At 68.9% G+C, this 19,595-nt stretch carries 20 protein-coding genes and 1 tRNA gene; 9 read left to right on the top strand and 12 right to left on the bottom strand.

The annotated features are described in order from the left end of the window. Positions 1–89 precede the first annotated feature (89 nt). The 3 genes from BLV63_RS16220 to BLV63_RS16210 are packed head-to-tail and all read right to left on the bottom strand — an operon-like array spanning position 90 to position 3,426. Positions 90–1,262 carry a DmpA family aminopeptidase gene (locus BLV63_RS16220; RefSeq protein ID WP_082724186.1) on the bottom strand — a complete coding sequence of 391 codons (1,173 nt, stop codon included), beginning with the start codon at positions 1,260–1,262 and terminating at the stop codon, positions 90–92. Next, entirely contained in the window at positions 1,259–1,915 is a 657-nt protein-coding gene (locus BLV63_RS16215; protein ID WP_066214864.1) for a TetR/AcrR family transcriptional regulator, read from the bottom strand. Before BLV63_RS16215 ends, BLV63_RS16220 begins: the two co-directional genes overlap by 4 nt. Further along, complete coding sequence (locus BLV63_RS16210; RefSeq protein ID WP_066214866.1) at positions 1,912–3,426, bottom strand: APC family permease; 1,515 nt, start codon at positions 3,424–3,426, stop codon at positions 1,912–1,914. The genes BLV63_RS16215 and BLV63_RS16210 overlap by 4 nt, the downstream gene beginning before the upstream one ends. 256 nt (positions 3,427–3,682) lie before the next feature. Here BLV63_RS16210 and BLV63_RS16205 point away from each other — a divergent pair, with 256 nt between their 5' ends. The 7 genes from BLV63_RS16205 (at position 3,683) to BLV63_RS16175 (ending at position 9,292) form a co-directional block, all read left to right on the top strand. After that, the gene (locus BLV63_RS16205; RefSeq protein ID WP_066214867.1) at positions 3,683–4,393 is read left to right on the top strand and encodes a hypothetical protein; all 711 of its coding nucleotides are present in this window, start codon (positions 3,683–3,685) and stop codon (positions 4,391–4,393) included. 118 nt (positions 4,394–4,511) lie between these two features. Continuing rightward, on the top strand, positions 4,512–5,141 hold the full coding sequence (locus tag BLV63_RS16200; protein WP_082724187.1) for a copper resistance CopC family protein: 630 nt from the start codon (positions 4,512–4,514) through the stop codon (positions 5,139–5,141). Between the two features lie 76 nt (positions 5,142–5,217). Beyond that, positions 5,218–5,805, top strand: a complete 588-nt coding sequence (locus BLV63_RS16195; RefSeq protein WP_074784644.1) for a copper chaperone PCu(A)C — start codon at positions 5,218–5,220, stop codon at positions 5,803–5,805. Next, positions 5,802–7,097 (top strand): Dyp-type peroxidase, encoded by a 1,296-nt coding sequence (locus tag BLV63_RS16190; RefSeq protein WP_066214871.1) that lies wholly within the window; start codon positions 5,802–5,804, stop codon positions 7,095–7,097. Before BLV63_RS16195 ends, BLV63_RS16190 begins: the two co-directional genes overlap by 4 nt. Before the next feature lie 210 nt (positions 7,098–7,307). Next, positions 7,308–7,913, top strand: a complete 606-nt coding sequence (locus BLV63_RS18820; protein ID WP_066214873.1) for a sunset domain-containing protein — start codon at positions 7,308–7,310, stop codon at positions 7,911–7,913. Between the two features lie 176 nt (positions 7,914–8,089). Next, positions 8,090–8,407, top strand: a complete 318-nt coding sequence (locus BLV63_RS16180) for a hypothetical protein (protein ID WP_139244775.1) — start codon at positions 8,090–8,092, stop codon at positions 8,405–8,407. 36 nt (positions 8,408–8,443) lie between these two features. Beyond that, positions 8,444–9,292 (top strand): hypothetical protein, encoded by an 849-nt coding sequence (locus tag BLV63_RS16175; RefSeq protein WP_066214880.1) that lies wholly within the window; start codon positions 8,444–8,446, stop codon positions 9,290–9,292. A 64-nt stretch (positions 9,293–9,356) separates the two neighbouring features. Here BLV63_RS16175 and BLV63_RS16170 read toward each other — a convergent pair. From BLV63_RS16170 to tadA, 4 genes are all read right to left on the bottom strand, one after another. After that, a tRNA-Ser gene (locus tag BLV63_RS16170) sits at positions 9,357–9,446 on the bottom strand. Positions 9,447–9,644: 198 nt separating this feature from the next. Beyond that, positions 9,645–11,663: an MDR family MFS transporter gene (locus BLV63_RS16165; RefSeq protein ID WP_066215035.1), complete on the bottom strand. Its 2,019-nt coding sequence runs from the start codon at positions 11,661–11,663 to the stop codon at positions 9,645–9,647. A gap of 30 nt (positions 11,664–11,693) precedes the next feature. Further along, positions 11,694–12,170 (bottom strand): MarR family winged helix-turn-helix transcriptional regulator, encoded by a 477-nt coding sequence (locus BLV63_RS18155; protein ID WP_082724189.1) that lies wholly within the window; start codon positions 12,168–12,170, stop codon positions 11,694–11,696. Positions 12,171–12,333: 163 nt separating this feature from the next. Next, the gene (gene tadA, locus BLV63_RS16160; protein ID WP_066215036.1) at positions 12,334–12,834 is read right to left on the bottom strand and encodes a tRNA adenosine(34) deaminase TadA; all 501 of its coding nucleotides are present in this window, start codon (positions 12,832–12,834) and stop codon (positions 12,334–12,336) included. Between the two features lie 150 nt (positions 12,835–12,984). Here tadA and upp point away from each other — a divergent pair, with 150 nt between their 5' ends. Then, positions 12,985–13,632: a uracil phosphoribosyltransferase gene (upp, locus tag BLV63_RS16155; protein WP_066214885.1), complete on the top strand. Its 648-nt coding sequence runs from the start codon at positions 12,985–12,987 to the stop codon at positions 13,630–13,632. A 77-nt stretch (positions 13,633–13,709) separates the two neighbouring features. On the opposite strand, the gene BLV63_RS16150 is transcribed toward upp, so the two are convergent. Continuing rightward, a complete protein-coding gene (locus BLV63_RS16150) occupies positions 13,710–15,287 on the bottom strand; it encodes a sensor histidine kinase (protein WP_082724190.1) in 1,578 nt (525 codons plus the stop codon). Further along, on the bottom strand, positions 15,284–16,024 hold the full coding sequence (locus tag BLV63_RS16145; protein ID WP_066214888.1) for a response regulator transcription factor: 741 nt from the start codon (positions 16,022–16,024) through the stop codon (positions 15,284–15,286). Before BLV63_RS16145 ends, BLV63_RS16150 begins: the two co-directional genes overlap by 4 nt. 233 nt (positions 16,025–16,257) lie before the next feature. On the opposite strand from BLV63_RS16145, the gene BLV63_RS18445 reads away from it, so the two are divergent. Further along, positions 16,258–16,623, top strand: coding sequence for a hypothetical protein (locus BLV63_RS18445; protein WP_139244774.1), 366 nt, complete (start codon positions 16,258–16,260; stop codon positions 16,621–16,623). On the opposite strand, the gene BLV63_RS16140 is transcribed toward BLV63_RS18445, so the two are convergent. The 3 genes from BLV63_RS16140 to BLV63_RS16130 form a co-directional block, all read right to left on the bottom strand. Then, positions 16,552–16,926, bottom strand: a complete 375-nt coding sequence (locus tag BLV63_RS16140) for a hypothetical protein (protein ID WP_066214890.1) — start codon at positions 16,924–16,926, stop codon at positions 16,552–16,554. The genes BLV63_RS18445 and BLV63_RS16140 overlap by 72 nt on opposite strands. Before the next feature lie 94 nt (positions 16,927–17,020). Next, entirely contained in the window at positions 17,021–17,857 is an 837-nt protein-coding gene (locus BLV63_RS16135; protein WP_254780627.1) for a sigma-70 family RNA polymerase sigma factor, read from the bottom strand. A gap of 700 nt (positions 17,858–18,557) precedes the next feature. Continuing rightward, on the bottom strand, positions 18,558–19,388 hold the full coding sequence (locus BLV63_RS16130; protein WP_066214896.1) for an aggregation-promoting factor C-terminal-like domain-containing protein: 831 nt from the start codon (positions 19,386–19,388) through the stop codon (positions 18,558–18,560). Positions 19,389–19,595 lie beyond the last annotated feature (207 nt).

Here is a 19,595-nt window from a genome sequence, read left to right as displayed (position 1 = left end):
CACGGCTCCCGCAGCACGACGACGGCGGTGGGCCGGGCAGCGCGCCCGGCCCACCGCCGTCGTCGTTCAGAGAGCCGTGGCCGGCACGGTCACGACGCGAACGCCGCGCGGACCTCTTCGTGGGGGAGCGCATGGCTCCTGTGGCCCGCGCGGCCGACCATGTCCCGGGCCGCGACGAGGGCGTTGAGGACTGCCTCCTCGGTGGCTTCGACCACGGCCTCGTAGAAGGGGTCCATACTGCCCCACGCCACCTGGGCGAGCTGTTCGATGACCACCCCGCCGGCGCCCATGCGCGAGCCGAGGCCGCCCTCGTTGGCCGTGGAGAAGGCGAGGAAGATGTCGCCGGAGAAGTGGCTTCCCGTGGTGCCCGTGCGCGCCAGTCCCAGGCTCACCCGGCGGGCGAGCGCGCGGCACTGGTCCGGGAGCATCGGCGCGTCCGTCGCCACGATCACGATCACGCTCCCGGCCCCGGCCACCGCGTGGGCCGGGGAGGCGGTGTCGCGCTCGAACCAGTCGGTGGTAGTCATGGGGTCGGGGGCCTGGGAGTCCCGCCCGAGCCGTCGCCCGGCCACCCGCAGTTCCTTCCGGGAGCCGAAGTTGGCCTGCAGGAGCACGCCCACGGTCCAGGAGTCGTCGCCCGAACGGACCACCCGGGAGGCCGTGCCCGTCCCGCCCTTGAAGCCGTAGCAGTTCATGCCGGTCCCGCCGCCCACATTGCCTTCGGCGATCGGACCGGTGCGGGCGGCGTCGAGGGCGGCCGCGGCGTGCTCGGGACGGACGGTGTCCGCGTTGATCGAGTTCAGGTAGCCGTCCCAGGTCTCGCCGACCACGGGCAGCATCCACTGTGCCGCCACCGCGGGGTGATGCTCAGCCATCCACCGGTCGATTCCCCGGTGCACGGCTCCCACCGCATGGGAGTTGGTGAGCGCTATGGGCGTCTGGAACTGTCCAGACTCCTCGATCCAGGTGCTCCCGGTCAGCTCGCCGTTGCCGTTCAGGACGGCGAGTCCGGCCGCGCAGGGCGACCCGGCGGCCGCCTTGCCCCGCGGCAGGATCGCCGTGACGCCGGTGCGGGTCACCACGGGTCCGTCCTCGATCAGCGTCGCGTACCCGACCTCCAGGCCCGGCACGTCGGTGATCGCGTTCCACGGTCCGGGCTCGCCGTCGAACGGGATGCCGAGATCCCGGGCCCGCGGCGCGGCGCCGAGCGGAGCGGTCCCGGACGGACGGCTCGTGCTCGGATCGGAAAGGGGTGCGGTCACTGCTGCTCCTCGGAGGTGGGTGATGTGGACGGGGTGGGCGTAGACGGTTCGGACGGGCCGGGCGTGATGAGCGTGCAGTCCAGGGCGAGCTCCGCGAAGAGGAGGGTGTTCCGCAGATAGCGGTCACGCTGCCAGTCGTCGGGGTCGATGAGGTAGAGGTCGTAGGCGTCCTCGAGGGCCACCAGGTTCTCCGCGATCGCATGGATCTCCATGCGGGGCCGGAACGCTCCGAGAGCCGTGCCGACTTCGAGCACGATCTCGTACAGGGCGACCTGCCGTTCCACCACGAGCGCCAGATTGCGCCGGTAGTGCGGGTTGTCCTGGGCCGCGGACACCACTTGGTACACGATCCGCAGTTCGTCGCTGATGTGCTCGGGGATCCCGGCCTCGATCATGAGGCGGAGCCGTTCGACCGGGTCGGAGACGCCGTCGATCAGACGCCGTCGCTGTTCGCTGAACTCGTCGATGACGCCCTTCACGGCCTCCATGACCAGCTGGTCGAAACTCTCGAAGTGGTACAGGACGCTGCCCGTGCTGACCTCGGCGCGCTCGGCGACCGCGCGCACGCTGGCGTTGGCGATGCCGTGTTCGGCGATCACGCTGCTCGCGGCAGCGATGAGGTCCTGGCGGCGCTGTCTGCTCTTGGCCCTCATGCCACCGGCTCCTCGGCCGCCACCGGCGCGGACGCGGCGGCGCGCTCTTGGGGCGCCGAGACCACCACGGTGGCATTGAGGGCGGCGTAGCGTTCGGGGGAGCGCCGCTGCATCACGAGGCCGGCGATCACACCGCCCACGAAGACGAGCGGCACGACGCCGATCAGCAGGAGATTCACAGGGCCGGTCATGCCGGACACGATATCGAAGTGCGAGACGATGATGGCGAACGCGGCGATGAGCCCCAGGGCGCCGAGCACCGGTGCGACGACCACACGCCACACCCCATGGCCCCGCCGGTCCTTCCGGAAGAAGCCGATCACGGAGACCGCGGCCACGCCCTGGGCGAAGACCAGACCCGCCACGCCCGCGGCGTACGTCCACAGGCTCAGCCCGAGATACGGGTCCGTTCCGGAGAGCGCCCCGGCGATCATGACCACCAGGCTGACGCCCGTCAGCGCCAGGCTCGCGACATGCGGCGACCGCATGCGGTGGTGCGTGCGGGAGAACACCGTCGGCAGCAGGCGCTCGCGGCCGAGAGAGAACACATACCGCGCACAGGCGTTGTGGAAGGCGAGCGCGCAGGCGAAGAAGCTGGTGATGACCAGGATCTGGAGCACGACGCCGGCCCAGGCTCCCAGCGACTGCTCGCCGGCGATGAACATCATCTCCTCGAGCTTGTCCGAGTTGGCGAGCGCCAGCACGCCGTCCGCGCCGAACGCGACGGTGAGGGCCCAGAACGTGAAGGCGTAGAAGACGGCGAGGAACGCGATGGCCAGATAGGTCGCGCGGGGGACCGTGCGGTCGGCCTGCTTCGCCTCCTCCGCGTAGATGACGGTCCCCTCGAAGCCGAGGAACGCCCCGAAGCCGAAGACGAACAGGACGCTGGCGCCCGGGACGAAGAAGATGTTGACGGGGTTGAACGAGGCGGCCGTGGCCTCGGCGATGTGGGCGCCGTTCTCCACGATCGCCGCGATCGAGACGATGAGGAGGATGAGGACCTCGGCGGTGAGCAGCACTGCCAGGACCTTCGCCCCGACGTCGATGCGACGGTAGCCCAGCAGCCCGATCAGGAGCACCGAGAGCGCCGACCAGACGCCCCAGTGCAGGTGGATGCCGAACAGATTCCCGAACGTCAGGTCCGCGAAGAATCCGAGCAGGGCGTAGAAGCCGATGAGGAGGAACGCGTATGCCATCACGGTGACGAAGGCGACGCCGATGCCCACCGGCTTGCCCAGCCCGGCGGCCGCGTAGGCGTAGAAGGCGCCCGTGTTGCGGACGAACCGGGACATGGCCGTGAAGCCGATGGCGAAGAGGATCAGGACCGCGCCGCTCGCGAGCATGGCTCCCGGCGCCCCGATCCCGCCAAGGAAGAACGACAGCGGCGCCGCGCTCGCGGCCACCGTGAGTGGCGCCGCCGCGGACACGACGAAGAAGACGATGTCGACGGTGCCCAGTCTCCCGGGTGCGAGGGAATCCGGGGCCTTGGCCTCGGTGGTCGTGCTCTGCATGGGAACCTCCGGTGTGCCTCGATGCGAAAACTGAACAAGTGTGAGAAAAGTCTCACCCTGCATTCGTGGCATGGTCAAGGCTTTCAGCGCTTAAAGTTGACCAGCTGTTCAGATTTCCGATCTGGACCGTTCGCCCCGCGCCATGTCGAGGAGGAGGGCCGCCGGGAGCCCCCGACACTTCGACAGCTCGTAGAAATTCGTGGATAATCGGGCCTGGACGGGCGGTGCGCCCTTCCAGGACGGACGGGGAAGGACCATGACGGCACGCGGAGCGCGTTTCGCACGGGGCTGGGTCGCAGCCACCGCCGCGACGTCGATCGCCGCCTTCTCGCATGTCCTCGCGGGCGGAGCCGTTCCCGCGGCCGCCGTCCTGCTGCTCTCCCTGGTCCTGTCCGGGCTGGTGTGCACGGTGCTTGCCGGGAAAACCCTGCTCACCGGGAAAGCACTCCATACCGGAAGCCCCCTTTCTCTTTGGCGTCTCTCCGCCGGTGTCCTGTTCAGCCAGGCGCTGTTCCACGGCCTGTTCAGCATGGCGCCCGCGGGGATGACCGCCGGGACGACTGCGGGAATGACCACCATGCCGGCCGCCACGATGGCGCACGACATGGCCCGGATGGGTCACGCCGGACACGCGGCCCGGTCGATGGCCCCGGTCCCGGGCAGCGTCGCCACGGACGGGTCCATGGCGCTCATGGATCATTCCTCACCGCTCATGTGGCTGGGCCACGTGGTCGCCGCGGTTTTCACCATCGCCGTGCTGCGCCATGGCGAGGTGACCCTCCTGAAGCTTCTCGCCGCTCTGCGGATGCGGCTCCTTCCTGTCATTCCCCGGGTGGCGCCGCTCGTCGTCGTGCCCGGATCGCTGACCATGCCGCTCGACCGGCGCGTCACGCCGCTGCGCAATCTCGGCGTGCCCCTGCTGGTCATGCGCCACCGCGGCCCGCCGCTGCTGTCTGAGTCGTTCTAGTCACCCCGGCCACCGGTCCGCCTCGTGCGCCGGTGCCGTGAGACCTGCGCGGAGTCTCCGCGCCACACTTCTCAGCCGCCCTGCCGGGCCCCTGTGTCCCGCAGGGCAGGAAGCAGTCATGAGTTCTTTGCCATTCCTTGCATGGCGGAACCCGGGGCGTCGTGCCTCCGTGCTGACGGCCGTTCTGGTGCTGTGCTTCGCCGTTCTCCTGGCGGGCGCACCGAAGGCCTCGGCGCACGACCAACTGGTTTCGTCCATCCCGTCCGACGGCAAACGCCTGTCGGCAGCACCCACCCAGGTGTCCGTCACGTTCAGCGCGGCCCTCATGGACCTGGGCTACGAGATCCGCGTCGTCGATGCGGCCTCGAAGAACTGGGCCCAGGGGAAGCCCGTGCTCGCACGGGAGACCCTGGCCCAGCCCCTCGCGCCGGACCTTCCGGAGGGGGAGTACCAGGTCCGCTGGAGGGTCGTCTCCAGCGACGGCCACCCCATCAGCGGCAGCTATTCGTTCCTGGTCGGAGCGAACGCGAAGGTGGGCACCATTCCGGCGCCCGGACTCGCGCCGGGCACCGAACCCGCGGCCGGAGCTACCGCGCCGTCCGCTGAGGCCGGCGCCACGTCGGAATCCGGTCAGGCGGCCGGGGTCCCCGGCTGGCTGATCGCCGGCGGCATCGGCGCGGCCGTGGGCCTCGGCCTCTTCCTCGCCGTTCGGGCCCTCCAGCGCCTGCGTCGCGACGACGCCGCCTGACAGGCACCCTTTTCATCCCACACTTTCACCCGTCCCGGCCTCACGCTGCCCGGACGGGCACAGATCAGGAGTCACCATGACCACCAAGAAGACCCTTTCCCTGCTGTCCCTCGCCGCTGCCGCTGCTCTCGCGCTCAGTGCCTGCTCCTCCGGGAACGCTCCGGCCCCGGCCGCGTCCTCGACCAGCCCGGCGCCGGCCCTCTCGATCAGCGAGCCCTGGGTGAAGGCGGCGTCCTCCGGCATGACCGCCGCGTTCGGGACCGTCCGCAACGGCAGCGGCAAGGACATCACCATCACCACCGTGACCACCCCTGCCTCGCCCATGGCCGAACTGCACGAGACCGTCATGAACCCCAGCGGCGGCATGCAGATGCGGGCCAAGGAAGGCGGGTTCACCATTCCCGCGGGCGGTGAGCTCAAGCTCGAGCCCGGCGCGAACCACATCATGCTCGTGAAGCTCGCCAAGGCGTACCGCGCCGGCGACGAGATCCCCTTCGAGCTCAAGGCCAGCGACGGCACGACCCTCAGCTTCACCGCCCAGGTCAAGGACTTCTCCGGCGCCAAGGAGAACTACGCGCCCGGTGGGGATTCGAGCCAGCACTCGGGTCACGGCGGTGAGGATCACTCCGGGCACGCGCAGCCCACGACCTCCCCGGCCAAGTGAGTCCGCGGGACGTGGAGCCGGCGGGCGCCCCTGAGGGCCGTCCGGAGGAGCCGACGGGCGCGGGTTCCGCCGCGGGATCTTCCCAGGGGGTACGACGCCGGAACCTCCTCCTCGGTGGCGCCGCGGCGGGGGTGGGGGCCCTGGCCGCCGCCGGGACGCAGCTGGTGGGCGGCGCGCCGTCGTCGTCCGTGGCGGCGGAGACGCCCGACAACGGAGCCGGCACCGTGCCCTTCTTCGGCCCGCGGCAGGCCGGGATCGGCACCGCGGCGCAGGCCCACGGCGCCTTCGTGGCTCTGGACCTGAAGCCGGGGATCGTGGCGGCGGGGGTGAAGTCCCTGCTGAAGCTGCTCACCTCCGACGCCGCGCGCCTCACGCAGGGGGAGGGCGCCCTCGCCGACACGGAGGCCGAGCTGGCGTTCCGCCCGGCGAACCTGACGGTCACGTTCGGCTTCGGGCCGGGGCTCTTCCGGGTCGCGGCGCCGGGCCGGGCGCCCTCGTGGCTCCGGCCACTGCCGAAGTTCGGCATCGACCGCCTGGTGAAGGAGTACAGCGGCGGGGATCTGCTCCTGCAGATCTGCGCCGATGACCCGCTCACGGTCGCGCACGCTCAGCGGATGCTGCTGAAGGACAGCCGGAGTTTCACCACGGTCCGGTGGGTCCAACAGGGCTTCCGGCGGGCGTACGGCACGGAGAGGCCGGGCACGACCATGCGGAATCTCTTCGGTCAGGTGGACGGGACCTCCAACCCGTCGCCCGGCAGCGAGAGCTTCGAGCGCGTCGTGTTCGGGGACGGGACCAACCGGGCTTGGGTGGAGAACGGGACGTCCCTCGTCCTCCGGCGCATCAGCATGAACCTCGACAAGTGGGACGAGCTGGACCGCTCCGGACGCGAGGAGTCGGTGGGGCGGAAACTCTCCAACGGCGCTCCGCTGACCGGGTCCGACGAGCACGACGAACCGGACTTCAAGGCCCTGAATCCGGTGGGCTTCCCCGTGATCGCGGACTTCTCCCATCTGCGCCGCGCGCGGCCGGAGGACCCGTCCCAGCGGATCTTCCGGAGGGCGTTCAACTACGACGTCCCACCTGGAGGCCCGGGGGTGTCCGATTCGGGGCTGCTGTTCGCGTCGTTCCAGGCGGATGTGGACCGGCAATTCGTGCCGATCCAGAAACGCCTGGACGATCTGGACATCCTGAATCAGTGGACGACGCCGGTGGGCTCGGCGGTCTTCGCCATCCCCCCGGGGTGCGGTCCGGACGGCTTCGTGGGGGAGGGTCTGTTCGCCTCCGCATGAGGTGGTGAACCGAGGTCCCCGGGGCCGTGAGATGCCGAGGCCGGCGCCGTTCGAGAGGGCGGCGCCGGCCTTCGGCGTCGGCGCCGCCCGTCGCGGAGCGACGTTTCGGAGCCTCCTCTGTGTTCGCGGCGGAGAGCCGGATATGCTGACACCGCATCACTCGCATCACCGGTTGAACCGGACTTTTTCACTGGGGGACATTCCGTGTCTATGAAATCTCTGGGGCGCGCGGTCATCGCGGCCCTGACGGCGCTCGTCGCCGTCGTCGCCTCGCTGGTCGTGGCGGCGCCTGCCGAGGCGGCTCCGACCGTCGCCACCCGCGTCGCGTCCTACGCGGCCGGACCCGCCACGGTCACCCGTGGCAAGCCGATCACCATCCAGGGACAGGCTCAGCGCCTGAACGGGCGGACCTGGGCCAACACGGGCACCGTGAAGGCGGTCGTGTACTTCGACCCGGACGGCGCCAAGCCCAACGCGGCGGTCCGCACGCTGAACAGCAACACCCGGGGATTCGTCCGCACCTCGTTCACCGCAAGCGTTTCGGGCAAGTGGTCGCTGCGGATCGTGTCGACCGGCACGCTGAAGGCCAGCTCGAGCGTGCAGAAGTACGTGCGCGTCGTGGCACCGCCGCGGCCTGTCGCCACCGCTCCCATCAGCAAGTGGAACTGCCCTGCCTGGGCGCCTATCAAGGGCAACCGTTCGAGCATGATCTACCACATGCCGGGTCAGCGCTACTACACCCGGACCGCTCCGGAGAGGTGCTTCGCCACCGAAGCCGCGGCACAGCGTGAGGGCTACCGCCGGGCCAAGGTCTGAGTTCTCAGGCTTGACGATGCTCCCCCGGAGCCGGACCGAAATATCGGTTCGGCACCGGGGGAGTTTTTCGTGGGGGCCGGACGCCTGGGGGTGAGCCGGGTCGGCCGTCCGTACGGTTCGGGAGGGCCCGGCCGTGTCACTTGGGCAGGGTGCCGGCCTCGCGCGATAGTTGGCCTATGAGAATTGAACTGAGCCGGCTGGACGCTCACGCGGCTGATTCCGTGGGCCGGGAACGGACCGTCGAGCATCCGGCCGACGATCTTCTGTCCGGTCTGCTCGAGACCGTGGTCGTGCCCTGGCTGGTGTCCGCACCGTTGGCCCACTGGACCTGCCGGGCGCGGGTCCGTGGCGAGCGGGTCGACATCGCCGAGTTCCCCTGGGCGCGAGGCCGGACCCCCGGATTCCAGCTCCTCATCGCGGATGAGCCGGTCGAGGGCCTTCTCACCCCTGGAGCGACGGCCTTCGAGATCGTCGGGCTGCCCTCGTTCGGTTGACGGACTCACCCCAGGACGCTCCCGCAACAGACCTCTGTGGCACGAACGAAGAAGGACACGGTGCAGCTCACCAAGAATTTGGACATCCCCTCCCGCGAGGTCGCGGGCACTGGCGCTCTGGTGTGGAAGTCGGCGTCAGTCCGCAAGGGCCGTCTCAAGGCCGCGGTCATCTCCACGGCCGTGTTCGCCGTGGTCGCCGTCGGCGTCGCAGTCCTGCTCGCGTGGGCCACCAACCCGGTGTGGGGGAACTACCCGCAGACGCAGGCGACCGTGGTCGCGAACATTGAGAGCACTACGTCGAAGGGTGGCGTCTACTGCACCACCACGGTGCGGTTCGTGCTCGACGGCGTCCCGCGCGAGGCGAGCGTGAAAAATGAGGTTCGGTGCGGCAGCCTGCCCAAATACAAGGCGCAGGTCACCCTGGCTTACAACCCGGCCGACTTCTCTGGTGTCCTGATCGTCGGCCATGACGAGACGGTGCGATCCAACGCGTCAATGATCGCCTTGGTCTCCGCGATCCCGCTCCTTGGGCTTCTGACGGTGAGTGTCATGTGCGTCCGCTCCTACAGGAACGCCAGGAGGGCCGCCACGGCCAGGGCATGGCAGGAGATCACGGTAGTCGTGAAGGACGTGGCATCCCATCCGGAGCACACGGACCTTCTCGTCCATGCACGGGATGCCAGCGGTGCGGACCTGACCTTCGTGATCGGCTATCCCACGCCCAAGATGCCCGGATTCGAGCCGCAGAAGGACGGCGAGGTCACCTTCCGGCTCGTCAGCGACGGCGACGGTCACGCGGTCCTGAGCACTCCCGACGGCCCCGGAACCTGCGACGCCACCATCTCAACGCCGAACAGCTTCGAGCTCCGGACTCTGGGGTTGTGAGCGGTCCCGTCAATGACGAAGGCCCTGGAACCTCTGATCTCTCAGGGTTCCAGGGCCTTCGCTCTGGCGGTGACGGTGGGATTTGAACCCACGTTGGCTGTTACACCAAACAACATTTCGAGTGTTGCACCTTCGGCCGCTCGGACACGTCACCAACGGTTGACCACTTTACCGTAGCCGGACACCCCCGCCCAAACGGAGGACCTCCGGGCCCGATCCCGGGGCTCGGATCCGCCAGTTCCCGGGCTTTTCGCCGAACCGCCGAGCCTCCCCCGAACCCAGGAAACGCCCGAGGGGCGCCCACCGCAACCGGTGGACGCCCCTCTCGGCCCCTCCGCAGGAGCCGGCCGACTCAGCCCGCGCTGTGCCGTCCTCGAGTCGCCAGATACAGCGCGGCTTCCTTCTGGAGCTGCCGCTCGGCGTCGAGCTCGGCCTGGATCCTCGCCAGCTCGCCGGCCGCCTGGCCCTGCCGCTCGGACATCTCCAGCTGCGCGAGCAGCTGGGTGTTGACCTTCTCGCTCAGCTTGGCGAGCTGCTCCTGCTGCTTCGCGAGCAGGAGCTGGGTCTGCTGGAGCGCCGCGAGCGTGGCCGCGGTGTCGCCCTGGGGCACAACGCCGGGCGCCTCGCGCTCAGCCAGCAGGAGCCGCAGCTCGGAGTCGAGCCCGCCCTCCAGGCCGCCGTCGTGCGTCGCCGGGGCGGTGCGCTGATGTCCTGCGACGTGAGCCGGAACGTGCTGCTCCGGTGCGTCGCTCGGATTCAGACCGTTGGCGAGCGCCTCACCCGCGGCTCCGGAGGGAGCAGCGACCGCGGCGAGGGTCGCCGTCGTCGTGTCGGGTTCCGCGGTGGAGCCCTCGGAAGCCGCCTTGGCCGGCTGCATCTCGACCGTCTTGCGGAGCGGGACCTCCTTGATGAACAGCACGGCGATGATCGCGGCGATGGCCACGAAACCTGCGATCAGGAAGATCTGCGCGGAGGCGTCACCGTAGGCGGCCTTGACGATCGTGGCGATCGGGCCCGGCATGTCCTTGACGTCCAGGCTCGTGCTCGACGCGCCGGATCCGGCGGGGACCTTGATGTGGTGGTCGATGAAGCCCTGTTTGATCAGATCCGATGAGCGGTTGCCCAGCACGGCGCCCAGCACGGACACGCCGATCGCGCCACCGACGGTCCGGAAGAACGCCACCGAGGCACTCGCGGAACCGATGTCCCGCGGAGCGACGGTGTTCTGCACGGCCAGGACCAGGTTCTGCATGGTCATGCCGAGACCGAGGCCCAGGACGGCCATGTAGACGCCGGTGATCCAGAAGTCGGTCTCGTGGTCGATCGTGCCGAGGAGGAGCATGCCCGCCGCGGTCAGGATCGTGCCGGCCACCAGGTAGCCCTTCCACTTGCCGTAGCGGGAAATCAGCTGACCCGCGACCGTGGAGCCCACCAGGTTGGTGAAGATCATCGGCAGGGTCAGCAGGCCGGCCTCGGTGGGCGTCGCGCCACGGGCCACCTGGAAGTACTGGCCGATGAAGGAGGAGGAGCCGAACATGGCCACACCGATGGCCACCGAGGCCACGATGCTCAGCGCGGTGGTGCGGTTGGAGATGATCTTCAGGGGGATGATCGGCTCGGAGACCTTGGCCTCGACCAGGATGAAGAGCAGCAGGCCGACGACCGAGCCGCCCACCATCGCCGCGGTCTGCCAGGACCACCACTCGTAGTAGTCCGGGTTGCCCGCGAAGGAGACCCAGATCAGCAGGGTGGAGACGGACGCGCTGAGCAGGATGGTGCCCAGCCAGTCGATCTTCGCCTTGCGGCGGATCTGCGGCAGCTTCAGGGTGATCTGGAGCAGGATCAGGGCGATGATCGCGAGCGGGACGCAGACGTAGAACGTCCAGCGCCAGCCCCAGTGATCCACGATCAGACCGCCGAGCAGCGGGCCGCCGGCGGTGCCCACGGCGAGAACGGCGCCAAGGTAGCCGGAGTACTTGCCACGCTCACGCGGGGCGATCATGACGCCCATGATGGCCTGGGACAGGGCGATCAGACCGCCCATGCCGATGCCCTGGATGACGCGTGCGGTCAGCAGCATGGGGATGTCGGGGGAGAGGCCCGCCACGACCGAACCCGCCACGAAGACGACGATCGACAGCTGGACCAGGATCTTCTTGTCGTAGAGGTCCGCGAGCTTGCCCCAGATCGGGGTGGTGACGGCGCTGGCCAGCATGGAGGCCGTGATGACCCAGGCGAAGTCCGTCTGGGTGCCTTTGAGGTCGGAAATGATGGTGGGCAGCGCGTTCGAGACGATCGTGCTGGACACGATCGCCGTGAAGAACGCGGCAAGGAGGCCGGTGAAGGCCTCCATGATCTGCCGGTGGCTCATGGGCTGAGCCTCGTGGGTGGGATTCAAGTTTCAGTCTCCTGCGGGGGTGGCGGCGGCGTACGGGGAGGGCTTGCGACGGTAGGACTGCAAGGCCATGGTGAGGTCGGTGAGGTTGGAGCGGCACGTGAGCGCCTGGTCCTCGTCCCAGTCACCGAGGAGGCTCAGGAGCGCCTGAACGCGGTCCTCCTCGGCCCGGGCGAGCTGTTCCTGCCCGATCTCGGTGACCTCCAGGAGCTGGGCCCGGCGATCCGTGGGGTCCTGCGTCCGGGTGATGAAGCCGCGTTCCTCGAGTTCCGCGAGGTGGCGGCTCAGCACGGGGGAACTCACTCCGAGCCGCTGCGCGATGTCCACCGCACGCCCACCGTGTTCGGTGATCATGTGGAGCACCCCGAGCAGGGCCGTGCTGGTTCCCGGTGCCAGGGAGTCGTGCGAGAGGCAGCGCAGTGCGCGCTGCAGATCCACGACCCCGCGGATGAGTGCCCGCGCTGTTGCTGGCTCTACCGGCATCCGATCCTCCTGTAATTGCTTGTGGCAACTATATAAGTGGAAAGGTTGCTTAGTCAAACTAATATTCGGGCGAGGGTGTGCGGGGAGGGAGCTGAGGGATGAGGAGGGCACGACGACGGGGCGCGCCGGCTCCCGCGCGCCGTGAGGGGGAGCGGTTCCCGGGTCAGCCCCGGTGCCGGGCGAAGAAGTCCCGCAGGAGGGCGGCGCACTCGTCTTCGCGGATCCCGGGGTAGACCTCCACCCAGTGGTTGAGGCGGCGCTCGCGGAGGATGTCGAAGACGGAGCCCGCGGCGCCGGCCTTCTCATCCCAGGCGCCGAACACCACGCGGGGGATCCGGCTCAGGACGATCGCCCCGGCGCACATCGCACACGGCTCGAGCGTGACCACCAGGGTGCAGTCCTCCAGACGCCAGCCGTCGGATTCGCCGCCGTCGTCGGCCATCCTGCGGCGGAGAGCCTCGGCTCCGGCCCGGATCGCGACCACTTCGGCGTGGGCCGTGGGGTCGCCCAGGGCCTCGCGTTCGTTGCGGCCGGTGGCCAGGACGGCGCCGTCGGGACCCAGCAGCACGGCGCCGATCGGTACGTCCTCGGTGCGGAGCGCCTCCCGGGCCTCGGCGAGGGCGAGGCCCATCCAGTGCTCGTGGTCGGCGTCGTGCGGGATCATGCCCACCAGCGTATCCGCCCTCCCGCGCTCGCGAACCGCCAGAGGATGCCCCTATGCCCGACGGATACGGGCGCCTACTGGCGGTTCGCGAGCGGAAGTGCCGCGGTTCGCCAGGGACGGCATGCGGCCGGCGTCCTGTAAATTTGACCCATGCGCACCATCGTTGTGGACCACCCGCTCGTCGCCCATAAGCTCACCGTGCTGCGGGACAAGACGACGCCTTCGCCCGTCTTCCGTCAGCTGACCGAAGAGCTCGTCACCCTTCTCGCCTACGAGGCCACTCGCGAGGTGCGTACCCAGCCCGTCACCATCGAGACCCCGGTGGCCACCACGATCGGCACGGCTTTCACCAAGCCGACGCCCCTGGTGGTCCCGATCCTCCGGGCCGGCCTCGGCATGCTCGAGGGCATGACCAAGCTGGTCCCCACCGCCGAGGTGGGCTTCCTGGGCATGGCCCGTGACGAGCACACCCTGGATATCATCACCTACGCCGAGCGCCTCCCGGAGGACCTCACGGGCCGCCAGGTCTTCGTGCTGGACCCCATGCTGGCCACCGGTGGCACGCTGCGCGAGGCCATCAAGTTCCTCTTCCGCCGCGGCGCCGACGAGGTCACCTGCATCTGCCTGCTGGCCGCGCCCGAGGGCCTGGCGAAGCTCGAGGAGGAGCTCTCCGACACGAACGTCACCGTGGTCCTCGCCTCGATCGACGAGCGCCTCGATGAGAAGGCGTACATCGTCCCCGGCCTCGGCGACGCCGGCGACCGCCTCTACGGCGTCGCGAGCGTCCTGGAGGCCTGAGCCCCCATCGCCGTCGCGCCCAGGGCGTCTGGCCGCCGTCGTCCTTCCGGGCGCGGCGGGCAGGCGCCCTTCGCCGTTCACTCGGCCGGGCGCAGCTCCACGGAGAACACGGTGCGTCCGGGCCGGGACTCCAGCGTGACGATCCCGCCGTGCGCCTGGACGATCGCCTGCACGATCGAGAGACCCAGCCCGGACGAGCCGCCCGTCCGGGCCTTGTCCGCCTGGGTGAAGCGGGAGAACACCTCGGGCTGCAGCTCCTCGGGGATGCCGGGGCCGTCGTCGGTCACCGTGAGGGTCGGCCTGCCGTCGGCGGAGACCGCGACGCTGACCTCCACTTTGGTGCCTTCCGGCGTGTGCTTCTGGGCATTGGTCAGTAGATTCACCAGAACCTGGCGCAGCCGCGCCGGATCGGCCCAGGCGTCCACGGTTCCCGCGGGGACCGCGAGGCGCCAGTCATGACCGGAGTCCTGGGCGCGTTTCTCCATGACCTCCTCGACCGCGAGCTGCACGAGATCCACCGGGCGGCCCTGGATCGCCTGCCCCTCGTCCAGCCGGGCGAGCGTCAGCAGGTCCTCGACGAGCGCGTTCATCCGGACGGACTGGCTCTGGACCCGGGACAGGGACTCCTTGCCCTGATCGCTGAGGGACTCGGTCAGACCGAGCATCTCGCTGTAGCCGCGGATGGCCGTCAGCGGGGTCCGGAGCTCGTGGGAGGCGTCCGCCACGAACTGCCGGGCCTTCACCTCGGAGGCGTGCCGCACGGCCAGGGCGCCGGCGACGTTGTCGAGCATCCGGTTGAAGGCATGACCCACGCTGCCCACTTCGGTGTCGGGGTCCGTGGCGCTCTCCGGGACGCGCACGCCCAGGGCGACCTCGCCGACGTCGAGCCGCGACTCGGCCACCTGTCCGGCCACTTCGCTGAGCTGAGCGAGCGGGCGCAGCGTCCGGCGGATGAGCCACGTGCCGACGACGGCGCAGATCACCAGAGCGCCCGCCGACACCAGGAGGGTGGTCAGGACGAGGGCGCCGAGGGCGTCGTTCTTGCCGGCCAGGGGGAGCCCGGTGACCACCACGGCCCCGCTCGGGGTGGTGGACGCCAGCATCCGGTACTCGCCGACGCTGAGCCGGCTGGTGACCGGGGCGGCGCCCGGACGGTAGGCCTCCGGTGTGGCCGAGAAGAGCGCGATCTTCCGGAGGTCGCTCGTGGGAAGCGGGGCGAACTGCCCGTCGTCGCGGAGGATCACCGCCGCGCCCTGGGAACCGTCACTCAAGGACACGGCCGTGATCGTGCCGAGAGCCTGGCCGCGGAACTCGGGGGACCCGCCGGGCCCGACCGGGCCGCCCAGGGTCGCCGCCGCACGGTGGTTGGCCAGCCGCAGCTGCGAGTCGACGTCGTTGGTCAGGACGCGGTCCATGGTCGCGTAGACCACCGAGCCGAGCACCGCGGCGATGACCGTCAGGAGCGCCATGGTGACGAGCACCAGCTTGGTGCGCAGGGGCCAGGACTTGAGACGCCGCCAACGGGGCGTGGCAGGGGAAGGGCCAGTGCTGGAGGGCCCGGCGCTCGAGGGGCTGCCGTCGGAAGGCCCGCCTCCGGTCGGTGGATTGACGGGCGGCGGGGGAACGGCGCCCTCGGGGATGCTCTGTGCGGTCATTCGGCACCCGGCCGGATGACGTAGCCCACGCCCCGGACCGTGTGGATCATGGGGGGACGTCCCACATCGATCTTCTTGCGCAGGTAGGAGATGTACAGCTCCACGATGTTCGCCTGGCCGCCGAAGTCGTAATGCCACACGTGGTCCAGGATCTGGTTCTTGCTCAGCACGCGCCGCGGGTTCTCCATGAGGTACTGGAGGAGGTCGAACTGGGTGGCGGTCAGCTGGATCTCCTCGCCGCCACGGCGGACCTCCCGCGAGTCGATGTTGAGCACCAGATCGCCCACCACCAGTTCGGACGCGTCCTTGGCGGTGGCGCCGGAGCGCTGCACGAGGCGGTGCAGGCGCAGGGTGAGCTCCTCGAGGCTGAACGGCTTGGAGACGTAGTCGTCGCCGCCGGCCGCCAGCCCTTCGACCCGGTTCTCCACGCTGTCCTTCGCGGTGAGGAAGAGCGCCGGGACCTCAGGCATGAAGGTGCGGATCTTCTGAAGGGCTTCGACGCCGTCGAACACAGGCACCATGATGTCCAGGACCAGCACGTCCGGCTGGAACTCGCGGGCCACCCGCACCGCGGACGGGCCGTCCTCCGCGTACTGGACCTCCCAGCCGCTCAGCTTGAGACCCATGGCGACCAGCTCACGGAGCATCGGCTCGTCGTCCAGGACCAGGGCGCGGATCGGGGATCCGTCCGGGCGGGTCAGACGAGGCAGGGACTGGAGTGACGGTGGCAGCGACATACCTCCACTCTGGACCCTCGCCTTCGCTTCTGCCTAGGCGTTCGCTGTGTGCTCGCTGTGAGCGCACGACGGCGCGTGGCCGGGGAGGGGTGGAATTCGTTCAGGATCGCGTCATCTCCGGCCGGTACCCTGCTTAGGAACGGTGTCGGGGAGAGAACTTTCAGGGCCCTCGACGACCGCGTTCCCACCGGAACCGGCTCCCACAGGACCGAGAGCGAGGCGAGGCGTCCACGATGAAGGCAACCGCGAGGGGGCGAGCGGGCGAACCGCGCCCGCGACATACGGCCGCGGCATCCTGGCTGCGGCTGCTCCCGCTGTTCGGCGGCGTCGTGGTCCTGTCCTTGTGGGCGGCCGGCATCCTCCCCGTGCTGCCCGCCGTCATCGCCTTCTCTGTGCTCGCCCTGGCGCAGCTGGCCGGCGGGGTGATCCGCGCCCGTCGCGACATGGACCACCGGGTCCAGGAGGTCGTCGATGCGCGGAAGGACGTCCCGTCGCAGAAGCCCGCTGAGGACGCCGAGCCTGATGCCTCAGGGAGCGTAGACCTCGACCCGGCGCAGACTGACCCGGCCGGCAAGGAACTCCAGCGATTCGGTGAATGAGATGCCGGCGTCGTTCCGATAGTCGATGACGAGCACGTTCTCCGCGGTGATGAGACCTCTGAGGTGCACGGCGTCGGCGAGGTCCCATCGGAAGTCCGGAGCTCTGAGCGCCGCGACGAGTTCGGCCACTCCTCTGAGCGGTTCCGACGTCCCGTCAGGGCTCTGATGGAATTCGATGTTTTCACCCACGAGGGTGGAAATGGTTTCGACATCCAATGCCCGCCAGGCATAAATCCAACGGGTCGAGAAACCGAGCAGGGAAAGGTTTCGCCAGCACTGCTGTGGACCGGTCTCGTCGGGCATTCAGGTGCTTCCTTGGCATGAATATGCCCCCAAAAACGGGCATTTTGCGGGATACCATTTGATTGTATCGCACGCCGTGGAATCGACGGGTCGACTAGGGATTTCCAGCCGCGGAATGACTGATCACGGAGGCGTTGATCCGATGCAGCAGCCCCGTCGGATCGAGCCCGTGGTTCGACGGCTGAGAGGCGACGATCAAAGCGACCGACGTCCAGATCATGAGGTGCGTCATGTAGTCCTTCCACGGCCAGCCCGGGGGACGGTTCTCGTCCTGAACACGGAAGACGCCGCTGTCGAGGAGCTCGGTGATGGCTTTGCGGCACGTGCGGCACGTCTCCAGATGCCGGTGAAACCAGGCCTTTTTCCGGGCCGTCAGAGTTCCGCTCAGATAAGACGGCACATATTCGATAGTGAACTGGCAGTCTTCCGATTCCTGCTGTCCCAGAAGTTCCCGGAGATATGCGACCCGAAGGGCTCTTTTCGCGCGCCGATGCAGCACGACGGCGGCATTAGGCGACAGGCCCAAAGAAGGCGCGACATCCTTCGGCTGCATATCCTCGATATCGAGATACCAGATGATCATGCGCCATCGTTCGGGAAGTGACTCGAAGGCCTTCCGGGCCGACTCATTCTCGAACGCGGCGATCACCCGATCGGTCACCTCGGGAGCTTCGCCCACCGAATCCAGGTCATCCGCCAGCACTTCGCGGCGTCGACGGCGGGAATTCCTCCAAACCGTCCGCGAGACACTCGACAAAAGGTACGGGAGGAACACGCCCTGGGGGCCGCGGCCCGACTTGATGGCCGCCAGCACGGCGGCGAAGGTGTCGTTCACGGCGTCCTCGGCCGCGCCGTGGTCATGCGTCAGGCCGTAGGCGATGCGGTACGCGGAAGCGCGGTGCTTGGCGAACAGGGCCCCGAAAGCGACCATGTCCCCGGAACGGGTGAGGGCCAGAAGTTCGACGTCGCTGCGCCTACGCAACAAGATCCCGATCACTCGGATGGTGGGGGATTCCCTGCGCCGTGTGTCCGTGCGTCGATCCCGCTCCGTCGTGTCGCGTCCTTCGGCGCGAAGGGCCGACCGGATAACGGTCCTTTCTGCCGAAAGCTGATGCGCGCCTCCCTCTGCCGAGCTGCGTGTCCTTCATTTCCACCCCTAGATGATTCCCGCGGTGAAACATTCATATCTTGTTGCGCAACTCGATGAGGACGCGGAGAGCGTGCGCAGCTTCGAACGAAGGAAGATGCGCACGATCTCAAGCGGCTGACCTTGATGGCGCGCGAGCTGGTCCGATGACTGGAAGCCGAGTTCCTGGACCGCGATGTGAAAAAACATGATGTCTCACCGTTGGCGATGTGCAGTGCAACGAGGAGAAGAAGCACGCCCCCATGCCGCTGTCCCCGGGTGGGTGCGGGCGTCGATCTGATCGACGCACGAATCCCACTTGAACAGAGTTAGACGACTTGACGCGATCTGTGACGCGACAAAGTCAAACAATTGCGGAAAACCGCGAACTCTCGACGGCGATCAGAAAGAACAGGCCGGAGGAGGTGCCGGAGCGCCGCATCGGATCCGCGCGGGCGGTGCGAGGAGCGCCGGCCCGCTTGCAGCGGGCCCGGCAACGGTCGGCTCAGTACCAGTTGTTGGCGTAGTGGAAGCCGAGGGCGCCGCAGGGTGAGCCGTAGCGTTCGGAGACGTACTTCAGGCCCCAAGTGATCTGGGTCTTGTAGTTCGTCTGCCAGTCGGGCGCCACGGAGGCCATCTTGGTGCCCGGCAGCGCCTGGACGATGCCGTAGGCTCCCGAGTCCGCGTTCTGCGCGGTGGTCTTCCACCCGGATTCCCGCGTCCACAGGGTCACGAGGCACGGCATCTCGCCCGCACCCCAGCCGTACTTGCCGAGCTGGCTCGCGGCGAAGGCCTGCGCGGCGGCCGGATCGTCGACCGTCTTGGGCGGCGCGGCTTCCTCTTTCAGCGCGTCGACCGCCTGCTTCAGCGCGGAGGCCTGACTGGCGGCCTCCCGGGCCGACTTGCTGGCCTCGGCGCCTGCCGAGACGCTCTCCGAGGACAGGGTGGCCAGCACGGAGAAGTCGAACTTCTGCCCCACGTTCTTGACCTTGCGGAATTGGGGGGCGCTGAGCTTGACCTCGGGGGCCGCCTGCGCCGTGGGAGCCGCGGGGCGGGTGTCCTGCGCGGCGATGGACGCCTGGGTGGCGAGGCCGCCGGCCAGCGCGAGCGTCAGAACGGAGCCGACGACGGCGGCCCGGGCGCCGCGGGTGCGCGGAAGGATGCTGGGGAGCTGGCTGAGGACGGATCGCTTCTGGCGGGCGCTCGGCACAGCGGACGTCGTGGCGGCCCGTGCTCCGGTCGTCGAGCTCTCGCCGCGGGTGCTCCTGGTGGCGCGCACGGCGCGGGACTCCACGGCGGCTCGGCCGTCGGTGGTCCGCGGTCGGTTCGCGGTCATGCTCAACCCTTCGATGCTTCTGGAAGGGGCGGGTCCGTGGACTCCGGACGCGGACACCCTGGTGGTGTCCCGTTCTTCCGGTGGACGCTCTGCCCCACGGACCAGTCTAGGTGGCGGACGCGCTCATGTCACATTTAGGTAACGACGCTTCCCGGATTCAGATCTCGCCTCAGGGGCCTCGTGGATGCTGAAGCGTCCACCATGCGG

The organism is Arthrobacter woluwensis, assembly GCF_900105345.1.
Taxonomy (GTDB): domain Bacteria; phylum Actinomycetota; class Actinomycetes; order Actinomycetales; family Micrococcaceae; genus Arthrobacter_E; species Arthrobacter_E woluwensis.
The sequence above is the reverse complement of the archived record's forward strand: the minus strand, read 5'-3'. Positions and strand labels throughout refer to the sequence as shown.